15 protein-coding genes, 1 other RNA gene and 1 pseudogene are annotated in these 15,304 nt (G+C 37.2%); 11 read left to right on the top strand and 6 right to left on the bottom strand.

The genetic code is table 11. The annotated features are described in order from the left end of the window. Window positions 1-44: 44 nt before the first annotated feature. Window positions 45-770 (top strand): molecular chaperone DjiA, encoded by a 726-nt coding sequence (locus HMPREF9072_RS03080; RefSeq protein ID WP_009410488.1) that lies wholly within the window; start codon window positions 45-47, stop codon window positions 768-770. Between the two features lie 27 nt (window positions 771-797). On the opposite strand, the gene ffs is transcribed toward HMPREF9072_RS03080, so the two are convergent. Then, an RNA gene (gene ffs, locus HMPREF9072_RS11810) (signal recognition particle sRNA small type) lies at window positions 798-896 on the bottom strand. A gap of 161 nt (window positions 897-1,057) precedes the next feature. On the opposite strand from ffs, the gene HMPREF9072_RS03075 reads away from it, so the two are divergent. The 8 genes from HMPREF9072_RS03075 (at window position 1,058) to HMPREF9072_RS03040 (ending at window position 8,565) form a co-directional block, all read left to right on the top strand. After that, a complete protein-coding gene (locus HMPREF9072_RS03075) occupies window positions 1,058-1,537 on the top strand; it encodes a CAP domain-containing protein (protein WP_034566078.1) in 480 nt (159 codons plus the stop codon). A gap of 29 nt (window positions 1,538-1,566) precedes the next feature. Further along, window positions 1,567-2,139 carry a TatD family hydrolase gene (locus HMPREF9072_RS03070; RefSeq protein WP_009410485.1) on the top strand — a complete coding sequence of 191 codons (573 nt, stop codon included), beginning with the start codon at window positions 1,567-1,569 and terminating at the stop codon, window positions 2,137-2,139. 100 nt (window positions 2,140-2,239) lie between these two features. Continuing rightward, complete coding sequence (gene rpsU / locus HMPREF9072_RS03065; protein WP_002674401.1) at window positions 2,240-2,434, top strand: 30S ribosomal protein S21; 195 nt, start codon at window positions 2,240-2,242, stop codon at window positions 2,432-2,434. Window positions 2,435-2,964: 530 nt separating this feature from the next. Then, the gene (rnr, locus tag HMPREF9072_RS03060; RefSeq protein WP_009410484.1) at window positions 2,965-5,196 is read left to right on the top strand and encodes a ribonuclease R; all 2,232 of its coding nucleotides are present in this window, start codon (window positions 2,965-2,967) and stop codon (window positions 5,194-5,196) included. A 173-nt stretch (window positions 5,197-5,369) separates the two neighbouring features. Then, the gene (locus HMPREF9072_RS03055; RefSeq protein ID WP_232300831.1) at window positions 5,370-6,362 is read left to right on the top strand and encodes a hypothetical protein; all 993 of its coding nucleotides are present in this window, start codon (window positions 5,370-5,372) and stop codon (window positions 6,360-6,362) included. 309 nt (window positions 6,363-6,671) lie between these two features. Continuing rightward, window positions 6,672-7,193, top strand: coding sequence for a hypothetical protein (locus HMPREF9072_RS03050; protein WP_009410482.1), 522 nt, complete (start codon window positions 6,672-6,674; stop codon window positions 7,191-7,193). A gap of 19 nt (window positions 7,194-7,212) precedes the next feature. Beyond that, window positions 7,213-7,776, top strand: coding sequence for a hypothetical protein (locus HMPREF9072_RS03045; protein WP_034566091.1), 564 nt, complete (start codon window positions 7,213-7,215; stop codon window positions 7,774-7,776). 123 nt (window positions 7,777-7,899) lie between these two features. Further along, entirely contained in the window at window positions 7,900-8,565 is a 666-nt protein-coding gene (locus HMPREF9072_RS03040) for a LysE family translocator (protein ID WP_009410480.1), read from the top strand. 85 nt (window positions 8,566-8,650) lie between these two features. Here the strand turns inward: HMPREF9072_RS03040 and HMPREF9072_RS03035 are convergent, their stop codons facing one another. From HMPREF9072_RS03035 to HMPREF9072_RS03025, 3 genes are all read right to left on the bottom strand, one after another. Beyond that, complete coding sequence (locus HMPREF9072_RS03035; protein ID WP_009410479.1) at window positions 8,651-9,166, bottom strand: OmpH family outer membrane protein; 516 nt, start codon at window positions 9,164-9,166, stop codon at window positions 8,651-8,653. 371 nt (window positions 9,167-9,537) lie between these two features. Further along, a complete protein-coding gene (locus HMPREF9072_RS03030; protein WP_009410477.1) occupies window positions 9,538-10,356 on the bottom strand; it encodes a class I SAM-dependent methyltransferase in 819 nt (272 codons plus the stop codon). Between the two features lie 129 nt (window positions 10,357-10,485). Further along, the gene (locus tag HMPREF9072_RS03025) at window positions 10,486-10,818 is read right to left on the bottom strand and encodes a hypothetical protein (protein ID WP_009410476.1); all 333 of its coding nucleotides are present in this window, start codon (window positions 10,816-10,818) and stop codon (window positions 10,486-10,488) included. A 181-nt stretch (window positions 10,819-10,999) separates the two neighbouring features. On the opposite strand from HMPREF9072_RS03025, the gene HMPREF9072_RS03020 reads away from it, so the two are divergent. Both HMPREF9072_RS03020 and HMPREF9072_RS03015 read left to right on the top strand, forming a co-directional pair. Further along, complete coding sequence (locus HMPREF9072_RS03020) at window positions 11,000-11,791, top strand: hypothetical protein (RefSeq protein WP_009410475.1); 792 nt, start codon at window positions 11,000-11,002, stop codon at window positions 11,789-11,791. Window positions 11,792-11,811: 20 nt separating this feature from the next. Beyond that, complete coding sequence (locus HMPREF9072_RS03015; protein ID WP_009410474.1) at window positions 11,812-12,519, top strand: WG repeat-containing protein; 708 nt, start codon at window positions 11,812-11,814, stop codon at window positions 12,517-12,519. Here HMPREF9072_RS03015 and HMPREF9072_RS03010 read toward each other — a convergent pair. Together HMPREF9072_RS03010 and HMPREF9072_RS12425 are read right to left on the bottom strand one after the other, a co-directional pair. Beyond that, on the bottom strand, window positions 12,512-14,764 hold the full coding sequence (locus HMPREF9072_RS03010; RefSeq protein WP_009410473.1) for a glycosyl hydrolase family 65 protein: 2,253 nt from the start codon (window positions 14,762-14,764) through the stop codon (window positions 12,512-12,514). The two genes, HMPREF9072_RS03015 and HMPREF9072_RS03010, sit on opposite strands and share 8 nt — an antisense overlap. Before the next feature lie 74 nt (window positions 14,765-14,838). Continuing rightward, window positions 14,839-15,029: pseudogene (locus HMPREF9072_RS12425) on the bottom strand (phosphinothricin acetyltransferase). Window positions 15,030-15,304 lie beyond the last annotated feature (275 nt).

The raw sequence follows: 15,304 nt of genomic DNA, 5'->3' as shown, positions 1-15,304 counted from the left end.
TCTGGCATTTTTGGTATTATCAGCATTATTAAAATTTATATCGTATGAGCTTATTCTCTATTCTTATATTTCTTTTTTTCTTTTGGCTTTTTAGACAACTCACCCAACAGCTACCCACCGAGCAGCCCTTTCGCAACCCATTTCAGCAAAACATATCACCCGCTACATTCGAGCTGAATCTCCTCTCACTTTGTAGCTTAGTTATCAAAGCCAACGGACGTGTTACCCAAGCCGAATTAGATTTCGTGCGCTTGCAGTTCGTACGTCTTTATGGTAAAGAACGCGCCAATGCCGTATTTCGCAGTTTTAATGAACTAATAAAAGGACGCCAGATAGAAGCTCCCCGAGTAGCAATGTACGTACGCGCTCGTACTACCTACGAAACACGCTTGCAAATCCTCTATTTTCTCTTTGGTATTGCTCAAGCCGATGAAGTAGTAAGCCAAGACGAAGTACAACAAATAGAGCAAATAGCCTATTACTTCCAGATAGAAAAAAGTGATTTTATAAGCATCAAAGCAATGTTTGCTAACACTTATGGTAGTAATAGCTATACCCAAACTCCCAATGAAAATGCTTATGCTATTTTAGGTATAAGCCCCCAAGCTACCGATGCCGAAGTAAAACAAGCTTACAGAAATATGGCAAAAAAATATCACCCCGATAGAGTGATTACTGAAGATGAAGCCATAAAAAAAGGCGCCGAAGAAAAGTTCAAACAAGTACAACAAGCCTATGAACAAATCGCACGCCAAAGAGGAATGAACTAACCTAATAGCTTACCCCTATAAACAAAAAAGTGGCAAGCTACCTACATCGCACCGCTACAACCGAATACCTTTGCTGTGTTCCCACCCTGGAGGATTTTTCAGGAGCTGGTCGTGTAGGACTTGCCGGCGACAAAAGTACAACTTTTTTATTACATAGCAAATTTTTTCTATTTTTTTTCTTGCTTAGTAGCTCTATTTTTATTACCTTTGCACCAAAAGTTGTTGTATAACAACCTTTCAAAATATAGTTAAAACAGTTAAAGAACAAAGAAAAATATTAAATATAAATAATGAAAAAACTATTCTTTTTATTCTTAGCGCTCCTATCGCTACAATGTAGTAAATCACAAGATAGTGAGACCACAGGTTTGAACTCTGAAAAGATGCTCACCCTCATCAATCAGCAACGACAAAAAGGCTGCAATTGTGGTAGTAATTATTTTAAACCTGTACCTCCTGTAAAGAGGAATAAAACAATAGAAAAAGTAGCCAAAGCCCATAGTGACGATATGCTTAAACGCAACGAATTAACTCACTATAGTAAAAACGGACAAGGTCCTAAAGAAAGACTTATCAAGGCAGGCTATAAATGTATTATGTTTGCTGAAAATGTAGCTATGGGACAACAAAATGAAGAAGAAGCGATGAAAAGTTGGCTCGAAAGTCCTTTACACTGCGCTAATATTATGAATGCCCAAGTTACTGAAGTAGGTGTTGCTCGTAGCGGTAAGTATTGGACGCAACTCTTCGCTGCTCCTTATCCTTAATTTCTAACTGCTTCCTAACTCTTAAAACAATGTATCTCGACGTTCATTCGCATACCCAGCACTCAACTTCCGATACTTTGGTGATTCGCAATCAGTATCCACTTACCGCCGATACCAGCGAACCTTTCTCAGTAGGTATTCACCCTTGGTTTTTAAACGATTTTGAGGCGCAGTGGAATGCACTCATACCCTTAGCCCAGCACTTCAACTGTTGGGCTATAGGTGAATGTGGCCTCGATAAGAACGTTACCTCTCCCCTATCCTTACAACAAGAAATCTTTTTAAGACACATAGAATTAGCCGAAAGTTTAGAGCTCCCACTTATCATTCACTGTGTGAAAGCTTATGCCGAGGTAATACAACTCCGCAAGCGCACCCACTCACAACAGTTATGGATATTGCACGGCTTCAGAAAAAACCTAAAAGTAGCACAAGAGCTCATCGCTCACGGCATTGCTATTTCTTTTGGCACTCCCCTACTCTATTCTCATCAATTGCAAGAAGTCTTTAAGAAAATCCCCCCTGAATACCGGTTTTTTGAAAGTGATGACAGTATTCAACCATTAGTTATCAAACAAGCCGAACAAGCCGAACTTATCTAAGGTCTGAAACTTAAATCTAAAATTTTCTACTTAAAAATTTGCTCATTTGCTAATTACTTCATATCTTTGCGCCCTGAAAATTGAAAGGGGGTGTATTTTTATGTTAATAATTCCTTTAAAAGACGGAGAAAGCATCGATAAAGCTTTAAAACGTTATAAACGCAAATTCGACCGTACAGGTGTAGTACGTGAACTACGTGAAAGACAACATTTCACTAAACCTTCTGTACGTAGAAGAGCCGAAATCCAAAAAGCACAATACATTCAGCACTTGAAAGATCAAGAAGAAGTATAGTTCATTGTGGAGATATTCAATTTTTTTTAAGTAGGAACGGATAATATTCGTTCCTATTTTTTTTATTTAAGTGTTGTTCATTATCCTTATCGGTATTGTTCATTGTCCATTCTTAAATTGTGCATAACTTGAGGAAGAAAAAACACTAAAATATTTGCTCTTTTATGTTTTCTGTGTATACAAAAATGAAGATGAAAAAAGCAAATTTATTTCTTATAAAATATCCACTACTTTTTGTCAGTTATGAACAATCTGCCCAATGAAAAGTTCTCAACAAAAAGTTGTGCATAATATCAAAAAGAGTTATCAACAATTTTGCTTAAAATATTCATTTAAAAAACCGTAAATCACTTTTTATTGTTGATAACTAATCATAATATTCTTAAACTGAAAAAAACAAGTTTTTCAGCTTAATTTTATCCCTCTTATGAACGTCATCATAATAATAACCCTTCTTTTTTTAGAAAGAAATCTTTTTCAATTTATAATTTGGTGATTGTTGATAACTCAAAAATATTTACTTTTGCAATATGAAAAAAACAAATAAAACTCAAAAGCAAGGAAAATCAGGAAAACCTAAAAAGAATAAGAGCTTAGCTAAACGCAACAAGCAAGAGCTTATCAAAGCGATTTTCTCGGTGTTACAAGAACACCCCGAAGAGAGCTTTAACTACAAGCAAATTGCTGCCAAACTCCATATTACCGATGCACCACGTCGTGATATGCTGGTGAAACAACTCGTACAACTGAAAGAGAAAAAACGCATTGTAGAAATCGACCGTGGAAAGTACCAAGCTATCCCTATGCAACACTACTATGTAGGTACGCTTGATGTGAGTACGCGCGGTAATGGTTATGTAATAGTTGATGGTTTAGACAACGACATTTTTGTAGCACAGAATTTTCTAAACAAAGCTCTCCACGGCGATTTGGTGGAAGTGTATGTATTTCCGCGTTTTAGAAATCGCAATAAGATGGAAGGAGAAATTAGTAAGGTGTTAGAACGCAACAAAGTGCGCTTTGTAGGTACTGTGCAAATGCACAAGAATTTTGCTTTTGTCGTCCCTACCGATGCCCGTATGTATACTGATTTCTTTGTGTTGAAAGACAAACTCAATGGCGCTCAGGACGGCGACCGTGTAATTGTACGCATTGAAGATTGGAAAGACAAAAGCGATTCGCCTATGGGGGTAGTGGAACAGATACTCGGCAAACCAGGAGAGCAAACTACCGAAATGCACTCTATCTTAGCCGAATACGGTCTGCCTTATACCTATCCAGAAGAGGTAGAAGCCTTTGCTAAAAAGTTAGACTTTTCTATTACTGATGACGAGATTGCCCGTCGTCGTGATATGCGTGAAACCCTCACTTTCACTATCGACCCTCGTGATGCAAAAGACTTTGACGATGCACTTTCATTCAAAGTATTAGAAAATGGCAATTACGAAATTGGTGTACACATTGCCGATGTATCGCACTACGTAAAAGAAGGTACTATATTAGACGAGGAAGCCTATAACCGTGCTACTTCAGTATATTTGGTAGATAGGGTAGTGCCAATGTTACCCGAAGTGCTCTGTAACTTCGCTTGTTCACTCCGCCCCGATGAAGATAAATACACCTTTTCGGCAGTGTTTGAGATGAATAAAAAAGCTGAAGTAGTAGATATTTGGATAGGACGCACTGTAACACATTCGTCATTTAGGTTTGCTTACGAAGAAGCACAATCAGTAATAGAACAAGCTAAAGTAGGGGAGGGGTACACCATTCCTGCTGAAACTTCCATTACCGATAAAGAGCGTGCCGTACCTGCTGAAGTAGTAGATGCTATTCTCACGCTCAATGCCTTAGCCGAAAAACTTCGCGGTAAGCGTATGCGTTTGGGAGCTATTACTTTTGATAAAGTAGAAGTGAAGTTCGACCTCGATGAGAATGGCAACCCTACAGGGGTATATTTCAAAGAAAGCAAGGAAGCCAACAAGCTGATTGAAGAGTTTATGCTCTTGGCTAACAGAAAGGTAGCCGAGTATGTAGCCAAAATGAAAAAGACTTTCGTATACCGCGTACACGACGAACCCGATGCCGAGAAACTACAACAGTTCAACACAGTTATTAACCGATTTGGTTATAGTTTAGATTTGAAAAACCGCCAAACCACTACCGATTCGCTTAATAATCTCTTAGAAGAAGTAAAGGGTAAGAAAGAACAAAACTTAGTCGATACTTTGGCAATACGTTCAATGGCAAAGGCTACTTATACTACTAAAAACATAGGACACTACGGTTTAGCGTTTGATTATTATACCCATTTCACTTCGCCTATACGCCGTTATCCCGATGTGATGGTGCACCGCCTTTTGCAACTCTATTTAGATGGCGCCCCCTCACAACCCGAATCCGAATATGAAACCAAATGCAAACACTCCTCACAAATGGAGAGTTTAGCAGCCTCAGCTGAGCGTGATTCTATCAAATATATGCAGGTGAAATATATGGAAGCACATAAAAACCAGCAGTTTGCAGGAGTGATTTCGGGCGTAACCGAATGGGGTATTTATGTAGAAATTACCATAAACAAATGCGAAGGATTGGTACGCGCTCGCGACATTAAAGACGATTATTACACTTTCGACGAACAACAATACGCCTTGGTAGGACAAGCCACTGGCAAAACCTACCAGCTTGGTGATGAAGTAATGATACGCGTGAAAAACACCGACCTGATGAAAAAGCAATTAGACTTTGAACTCATAAGTGAATAATGAAAAGTGAATAGTGAGCCGTAGCACGACAAGCATTTTTTGCATCGCTATACTTTGTCAAAGTCCTAAGACTTTGACAAAGTCGACTACAAAGTTGATTACTCTGATTATCAACTACTTTTATAGTATGTGTTGCAAACGTCCTTACAAATTTAAAAACAATGAAAATCAAAATGATGATATATTTATTTTTATCGTCAGTTATTATTTTCTTAGCAATCGGTCTTCTGTGGTTGTTTCGGAATCCGTCTTACGAAAAAATAGATAAAACATTCATACAAGCATCGGATTCTGCGATTAAAAAAGAAATTCCTGCTTTTAATCTGAATTTTTGGGTAGACAAAGTAGCTTATTCTGAACCTGTTTATTTTCCTAACGGAGTGGAAACAGCCGATTTTACAGAACACTTAGAAGCTATAAATTTAGAAATTCCCGATTGGAACAGAGAAGGATTATACGAGGTAAAAGCTTCTACCAAAGCAGGTATCTTAGATCCCGCATTTTTAGTATACAAATGGGATTCAGACACTTCCAATACACTCATTTTTCATCACGGAGCATCGGAATATCCTTTCTACGGTATTTTTTCTAAGATTTTCAAAAAAGTGATACTGAACGATTTGGGTATAAATCTAATCGTAGTCCGAACTCCTTTTCACAAGCAAAAAGGGGCTTTGAGACAGGGCACAGCGAACCTATCGACTTTTATGGCAACGATGGCAACAAGTGTGAAATTAACCGAAAAGCTGATTCACACTTTACGACAAAAAGGAGTACAGACTATCGAAATTGGCGGATTCAGCTTGGGGGCTGTGATAACAAACAGGCATCGAGTGGCATATAATTCGGCAGATTTCTATGTACCGATAGTAGGAACAGTGGCACACGAAAAGTTTTTTATTTTCCCAAAGAAAAAGGCTACTGAAAGCGAAATCGAGCGAAACAAAATCATTACACATCACTTAAATTTCTCAACCCAATGGCAAGAAAATCAATCCCAAAATGTATTTCCGGTTATGGCTCGCTATGATTTGTTTTTACCACTTCACGAGCACGCTCCCGCTTATGGAAATCTAAAAGTAGAAATTTGGAATACAGGACATTTATCCACTGCTCTTTTCTACGACGCAATGCGGTATGTTCTGTTAAAACATCTGAAGAACTAAACTTTTTAATGGGAGTTTTGCAAACGTCCACATAAATAAAACTTTTCGGATACCTTCTTGAAAGTTAAATATATTTGGAAATTATATAAAAATGATGTACTTTTGCCTCAACTAATCCTAATCTCTATGCTTATGACTGATATTGATATTATTTCCTTTGGAGATATATTTTGTTGTTTTCTTCTGTAAACAAAATATAGTGAGGATTTTTCCTTAAAAATGGCTTCCCCTAACTGAGCTACGGGTTATTGTCTTCATAAAAAAGAACGTGCAAAGAAAATTAAATTAATAATTTAAAATTAAATTAGTATGAAAGAAATAATGAAATTTTCGTTGTTTATACTATTTTTTGCAGTAGTATTAGTGTCTTGCTCTAAGGATAAAAATCAAAATTCGTTGCAAGATTTGCAAAATAAGTCAATGACTTATAAGGAGTTCTTTGAAACTGTTTCAGAAAAAGAAGTAAGTGTTCCAGAAGATAAAGTACTTTTTATCTCTTACGAATTTAATGCGAAAGATGATACTATTACTTTATTGTCAAGTACTGAGGCTTTTCCCAGTGAAAAAGTAGTTTGGGATGCTATAGTTAAGCATTACGAGCTTCAAGCTTCTCGTGAAGGAGAAAAGTATGATTATATTGTAACTTGTGATAAAGGCTGGAGTAAAAAATGTGAAGCATATAGTTGTTTAGGTGTAGTTAAAAGTTGCTTGAATCAAGGAGGATGCGCAACTGTTTGTAAAGCTAATATGGTTTATGTTCCAGATATAAAAGCTTTTTATATATCAGCTGATATTGATAGATTAATTTCCACAAATGAAGATAGAATGTAATTTTTTAATTATTTACACTATGAAAAGAATATTTAAATTTTCATTTCTAACGGTATGCTTAAGCATAGCCTTTATATCTTGCTCTAAGGATAAAAATCAAAATTCATTGCAAGATTTGCAAAATAAGTCAATGACTTATAAAGAGTTCTTCGAAACTGTATCAGAGCAATCAGTAGACTTTGTTCCAGATGAGAAAGTATTACTTGTCTCATACAAATTAAACAAAGATGACAATACCATCACTTTCTTGTCAAGTATCATTGCTGAATCAAGCTGGGGTGTAGGTTTTGATGTTGCTGGTAGATATGAAGACCAGAAAGTTTCTCGCAAGAAAGATAAATATACAGTAGCTTGTTCAGGTGCTAAAGGTGGAGATTGGACAAAGGGTTGTAATGGAGATGTCAGTTGTGGACAGTTGCTTTATGACTGTACTGAGGCTGGTGGCTGTGGAACTGTTTGTAGTACTTATATGGTTTATGTACCTGATGTAAAGACTTTTTATCTTTCTGATGACCTTCATATGTTAGTTGATTTGAAAGATGAAGAAACTCTCAAACAAATAAATGAGGTTATTAAGCCATAGTTAATAATTATCACAAAACCAATAGAGTAGGGGAGAGGTACTAAAAACTTCTCCCTTATTTTTTTGTAATTCAACAGTTTTTTAGTACTTTTGTGCAGTTAATCAAATTTTAGGTAGAAATAGATGTTTGCGGATGTATTGCTTGCATTACCTTTGGGCTTGTTGTTAGCTTTTACCATAGGTCCTGTGTTCTTTGTATTGCTGGAAACAGCCATTACTAAAGGATTTAGGGCAGCTATTGCTTTCAATTCAGGGGTAGTACTGGCAGATACTGTTTTCATTCTCATTGTCTATTTCACTACCAGCAGTCTGTTACGCGAAATCAAGGACGACCCTAAGCTCTTCTTCGCCGGTGGACTCATAATGATAGCTTACGGACTCATCTCGTTCATCAAACTGAAAAAAGACTTCAAGAAAACAATAGATAACAAAGAGAATGCCTATTTGCAAGTAGCTGAAAAAGTGAACTATATAGCCCTCTTTATCAAAGGTTTTCTACTGAATTTCATCAACATAGGCGTTTTGGGTTTTTGGTTAGGAATTATTATTGTTTTTGGTCCTAAGCTTGATATGAATGCCAGTAGAATATTGGTGTTTTTTACTTCTATTATCTTAGTATACTTTGCAATAGATATCTTTAAAATTCTCATTGCTAAAAAACTCAAAAACCGACTTACCGCTTTTCATATCTACAAAATTAAACGCGCGATTAGCATTATATTGTTAGTCTTTGGAGTTTTCCTGATACTCCAAGCGTTCTTTCCTAACGTATTACAATTAACTGATTAGCTATCAATAAAAAAACTTTGTCAAAGTCTTAAAACTCTGACAAAGTCTATTTTCTATTGCCTATGGCCTAATGCCTGTGGCCTTGTTACTTCTTACCTGATTTATATTGATTGTTCAAGTATTCAGTAACTTCTTTAGTAATATCTTTGTTATCAGCACCATAGAGCACGCTGCCGCCGTCGTTAGCACCAAGGATAAAGGTATAGCCTTTTTGTTTGCCATATTCTTTAATGTTTTTCTTCACTTTGCTAAGTAGAGAATCCATTTGAGTTTGGCTTTCCATTTGTATTTTTTGTTCCTCTTGTTGCAAATGTTGTTGCAATATTTGGCTTTTTTGCATCAGTTCGTTGTATTTTTTCTGAGCTACGTTCTGAGGGAGAGTTTTAGCCTGAGCGTCGAAAGCACGCGCTTCAGTTTGGAACGCCATTGAAATACTGTCGCGTTTTCGTTCGTAGGCACTAATTTGTCCTTTTAGTTTTGCCTCGATGTCTTTTTTTTCTTGATAGTCGTTTAGAAGTTTAGAGTTATCTACAAACGCCACCTTGTCGGTACAAGCAGTAAGGGCGAGCAGTGCTACGCCTGTTAAGATGAGTTTTTTCATTTTTATAATGTTTAATTTGAATTACGTGGCAAAAGTAAGAAAGTTTTACGTGTAAAAGAAATATTTTTTAATTTTGTTACTAAAAAAGTGAAATACTCTCTTTCGTCACTATTCATTACACCTTGTTTCACGTGAAACATTTTACTACCTTCTTTTACCTTGTATAAATTTATTCTATATCAGAAACAATCTTCTATAAGTGTACTTTATCAAAACTGACTTTATTACAGCTTATTTTAAGTACTATTTTTTAAAAAGTAATAAAGTATAGGGTAATAGTTGAGAAGTCTTATAAAAACGTCTTATTTTAAGTTTTTACTATTTTTAGCTTCAGAAATATAAAAAAATAGACAATTTCTAACTCTTACCTCTTATTTTTTACCTAAAACATAAATCTGCGATGAGTATTCTCTTTTCCTCCAACCATAATAATTTGAACGGACTCCGTTGATGAAACCTTTAAGAAAATCTTTCTTACCTGTTTTATATTGCTCGGAAAGCATACTCACATAGAAGGCATCAAAAAGCATAGGGTGGGTGGCAAGTAACTCAAAACCTTCTTTGGTAAAAAGCTGTTCGATGCTATCCTTAGAAAAATGCCATAAGTGTCGGGGCACATCATAAGCTGCCCAGTAGGCTCCGTAGTGCTGTGCATCCCACGAACGATAATTAGGTACAGCTATAACAGCTAAGCCGTCTTCTTTCAGTAAGTTACTGATGAGCTGTATTTCTCGTGTTACATCGGGTACGTGTTCCAATACGTGCCACATAGTAATCACATCAAAAGAGTGGGGGAGGAAGTTACTAAAATCAGCTTGTAACAAAACTCCTTTTTCTTTTGCTTTGGTACGTGCTTTCTCGCTGGGCTCTATGCCCATAGTCTCCCAATGAGTACACTCTTTACCACTACGCACAAAGTCGCCTGTACCTGCACCTATATCAAGCAGACGAACATTTCCTTTTTTGTATTGTTCGATGAGTTTTATTTTGTGCTTTAAGTTATAACTTTTCACCCATTGGTAGAGTTTATCAAATAGTGTTCTGCGACTGTCTGTATGCGAAATATAATCCTCACTCTCATAGTATTTTTTAAGGTTATTAGGTAGGGGAGTAGTGCGGTAAAGTTTTAATACTGAATCATATACGAGAGTAAAATCCTCTTGTGATACGCTGTAATCTTTAATTGTCATTAGTTGTTAGTGTTTAGTCGTTAGTTACTACTTGTCAATTATCAATTGTGAATTATCAATTGTGAATTATCAATTGATAATGTTCCATGTGGAACATTTTTTATATACTTACTTTTTGTCTTTTATTTTTTATCTTTTACCTCGTAAGAAAGCAAACAGTTTTCTCTTCTTCAAATATTCAAGGTTGTAATCTTTCTCGTACGCTTCACGTTCAAAGATGATATTATGGTAAGCTTTCTTCTTATCTTTATACTTAATATATTTCAGTATGAAATCCACAAGATACCATATATAGAAAAATATTACCAAGAGTTCTCGTTGCTGAGCTAAATGTATGCGTTCGTGGTTGATGAATTGTGTATCTTTCAATAGTTTTTGGTCATTAGTAAATATAAAAGGGTAGAGGGTAATACCACTAAAACCCTTAGGCACTAAATATCTGTTTACTATAAACCGATTCATATAAGTAAAAAGTATGCGGCAAAAGTAGTGAGAAAATAGCAGATAAACAAATGAGTTCTTAATTATCAATTCTCAATCGCCAATTCATAAATGTTCCACGTGGAACATTTATGAATTGAATATATAGCTTTATTAAAAAATATTTATTACCTTTGTCGGCGTAAAATAATAATATATCAGTATGAAAAAGTTTTTAATCCTGTTGTTATTTCCTTTTATCGGAATGGCACAAATTATCAATACTCCAGCTACACGTTTGGAGAAAGAACTCAATGGTAAAGCAAAAGTTCTTGTCGAACGTACTTATGACGTCTTTCAAAGTAATCTTAAACAAAAACGTCTTGCAACCGAAAATTATTATGAATTTAATGAAGAAGGAAACACCTTGCAATTAGAACAAAAATACAGTGGTATTACTTTGCGTTACGACTATGTTTACAATGCTAAGCAAAAACCTCTACAAGTGAAAATATTGAGAATGGCTCACGGAGGTATACAGAGTTTTACGGGAGTTTATGAATATAATAACCAAGGGCATTTAGTAACTTATCGTACAATGATGGAGGGTAGTGCTTCGCCTACACAAACCTATACTTTTAACAAGTGGGACGCCAACGGTAACCCTACCGAAGGTCTCTTAGTAACACCCGATAGTAAAGCGAAGGTATTCCAGGAGTTTGATAAAAATAACCAGCGCACTTTGCTCAAAATGGTAACCGAAGGAAATCCACCTACCGAGATGCGCATCTCAGTGCGTTACGACCGTGAGGGTAGGGTAGTGGAACGCAGTATTGCTGAGGGAAACACCAAACCTGATGTAATGCATTATACATATGATAAAAAAGGTATTCCTACCGGCGTAAATAACCAGAAGTTTGAACACACTTTTGATAAGCAAGGTAATTGGGTTACTCGCATTGTATTTGTCAATGGATATATTGTAGGATTTACAGAAAGAGAAATAAAATACTAACATTAAAAATACATACACTTATGAAAAGACTATTTATTATTACTTTAGCTTTATTCTGTACGGCTTGTAATACCGATTGGCGCAGAAAATACGATGAGGTATATCCGTCTCAAAACGGAATTTCAATGGTAAGAAAAGATAATAAATACGGACTCGTAAATGCCGAAGGTACCGTCGTAGCACCTTTGAAGTATGATTATATCAACATCTACCCTTCTGCCGAAATACCTTTTTATGATGTTACTATTAATAATTTATATGGGGTGATACGCCCTTCGGGTGAAGAACTCATTCCTGCTCAGTATAATTTTATTTCGTATTCCGAAGGTGTTTTTATTGTACAACTCAATGATAAGAAAAAACTTCTTAGTACTAATAACGAAACACTCACTCCTTGGTATGACGAAATAGACCTCTTTTTCGGTGGTCTGGCTCGCGCTAAACAAGGTAATAAGTATGGCTATTTAAATATTAAAGGGAAAGTAGTATTGCCTTTTGTATATGATGACGCTGATGATTTCAACGATAGTAAAAAGGCAATGGTGAAGTATAAAGGTAAGTGGGGAATGATTGATAATCTCGGTAATATAATCATTCCTTTTGAATACGAACAGGCTGAACCCTATACTAAAAGCAATGAGGAATGGGAAGATTATTACTATATCCTCATAAAGAAAGGCAGAGAGGTAAATATAGATAAAAAAGGTAATCTTTTGTCATTTAAATAATCACTTCTTTTACTTCTCCTCTAAATATCACTTTAAACGATAAACGCTTCCATTGTTTAGGCAAGCGAGGCGTAAACGTTAGTGTACCGTTCTTTACACGCATACCAGCAAAGCCCTCTACAATGCTGAGCCACGTGCCTGCCATCGAGGTGATGTGTAACCCTTCGTGTACCTCCTTGTTGTAGTCGTCCAAATCAAGCCGAGCTGTACGCAGGTAGAGCGCGTAGGCTTCCTCTGTCTTCCCTAAGGCTGATGCGAGTACACTATGCACACAAGGTGAAAGTGACGACTCGTGTACGGTGAAAGGCTCATAAAACTCATAGTGCTTTTGGAGTTGTTCTTTGGTAAATCGCTCTTCAAAGAAATAAAACCCCTGTAACGTATCTGCCTGTTTGATATAAGGCGAACGCAATATCCTATCCCACGACCAATGTTGGTTGAGCGGGCGCTCCCCAGTAGGAATGGCACTTACAGGCTTCAAGTCTTTATCCAAAAAACCGTCTTGTTGCAAGTATACATCATACTTTTCGCTATAAGGCAAGTACATATGTTCCACAATATCACTCCACTCCTTCAATTCTTTAATAGTCACCCATTGCTTTTCACTCTTGTATTTCAGTGCCATAGTCGCTGCATAACTCAAACACCAAGAGGCAAGATAGTTTGTATAGAAATTATTGTTCACATTGTTTTCGTACTCATTAGGTCCTGTCACCCCTAAGATTACGTACTGTTTCTTTTCTTCTGAAAAATTGACCCTTTGTGCCCAAAAACGTGCAATAGCAATAAGCACTTCCATTCCATATTCTTTCAGGTACGACTCATCGCCCGTATAACGGGTATAGTTATAAATCGCAAAAGCAATCGCCCCGTTGCGGTGTATTTCTTCAAAGGTAATTTCCCATTCATTATGGCACTCTTCACCGTTCATCGTTACCATAGGGTAGAGTGCAGCCCCGCCAGTAAAACCGAGTTTCTGGGCGTTTTCAATAGCTTGTGGCAACTGTTTATAGCGGTACAACAGCAGATTGCGAGCTATTTCCGCGCCTTTGGTAGCCATATAAAAAGGCAGACAATAAGCCTCAGTATCCCAATAGGTACTACCACCGTACTTTTCCCCTGTAAAACCCTTAGGCCCTATGTTCAAATGGGCATACTTGCCCTGATACGTTTGGTTGAGCTGAAAGATATTAAACCGGATACCTTGTTGTGCTTTCTCATCACCTTCAATCACAATATCCGATGTCTCCCATATCGCCGCCCAATCTTCTTTCTGCATCTCCAATAACCCCTCAAATGTTAATGCCTGTGCGTCTCGTACCTTTTCCATCGCTACATTCCCCCTTTCAAGGAAGTCCGCGAGAGCGGAGTATGTGATAGGGGAGAAGTTTCTTTCAAAAGGCATATTTTTCTCCGTCCCTACATTCCCCCTTTGAAGGGGGGTAGGGGGGATGTTTTCCATTTCATCTCTCAAATACCCCCCAAACTTCTCAATACAAAAAACATCATTCTTCTTAACCTCTAAGTTGTAACACAACCCTATATAGTTCTCCTTTCTATTTTCTTTTCCACTGATATTCAGTTCTTTTCCTTCTATAAAAAGATGATTTTCCATAAAGGTTTGCACTTTAAAGGCGGTCTTTTTAGTTTCAGCAAGTATAGTAGCGCAGTTGTTTTCCGAATAAATTTCCAAAGTATTCCAAAAATGCTCGTCCCAGTTAGCATCATTATTCTTAATACCACTGTCTAAGTAACTTTCTATTTCTATGGAAGTATGAGCATTAAGAGGACTAATCTCATAACGTAAAGCTCCTATTTCATCATAACGCAACAAGAGCAAACGCACCACTTTTACAGCAATTTCCACACCGTTAGGAAGCGTAGCCGTAAAACTTCGCTCGTACCAACCCTCTTTCATATTCAGTTGTCGGCGGAAGTTTTTTACCTCCAAACAAGTGTTTAAGTCTAATAATTCCCCGTCTATTTTAATGTGCAGTCCTATCCAGCTGGGCGCATTAAGCACTTTGGCAAAGTACTCAGGGTAGCCGTTTTTCCACCAGCCCACTCGGGTTTTATCGGGGTAATACACCCCACCGATGTAGCTCCCTTGAAGTGTATCGCCCGTATAGTCCTCTTCAAAGTTAGCGCGCATTCCCATAGCCCCATTTCCAAGGCTGAAAATACTTTCGTGTTTGGTAACCTCAGCTTTATTAAAGCCCTCTACGATGATGTTCCACGTGTTCATAGCTATTAGTCTTCACAAGTTTAAAGTGCAAAGGTAGAAGATAATTAGCAAACGAGCAAATTTGTAAAATTAGCTCATAAATACCCTACCCAATAATGATTACCATTACACTTTTCCATCATTAATTCCCCTTTGAAGGTAGCTAGCGACAGCTGGGTATGTGCCTCGCGATAGCGGAGTATGTGATAGGAGGAGGTTTGTCTCCTTTTCCAGCTAGTCCCCCTTCGGGGGTTCGGGGGCTTACCGAATAAATGACTCGCCACATTCCCCCTTTTGAAGATAGCCAGCAAGAGATTTTCATCACATTTCCTTCGTCATTTGCCTCTCGTCATTCGTCATTTCTTTTGCTTTCCCGTCACTACACTCCCCCTTTGAACGGAAGTCCACAAGAGCGGAGTATGTGAATAGGGGGATGTTATCCCCTATTGCCTATGACCTAAGGCCTCACACTTCCCCATTTACTAATTTTCTAATTTTCTAATTTCCTAATTATCCCTTCCCTTTTTCGTCATACTCCCCCCTAGTGCCTATGGCCTAAGG

This window comes from Capnocytophaga sp. oral taxon 324 str. F0483, assembly GCF_000318315.2.
Lineage (GTDB): Bacteria > Bacteroidota > Bacteroidia > Flavobacteriales > Flavobacteriaceae > Capnocytophaga > Capnocytophaga ochracea.
The sequence above is the reverse complement of the archived record's forward strand: the minus strand, read 5'-3'. Positions and strand labels throughout refer to the sequence as shown.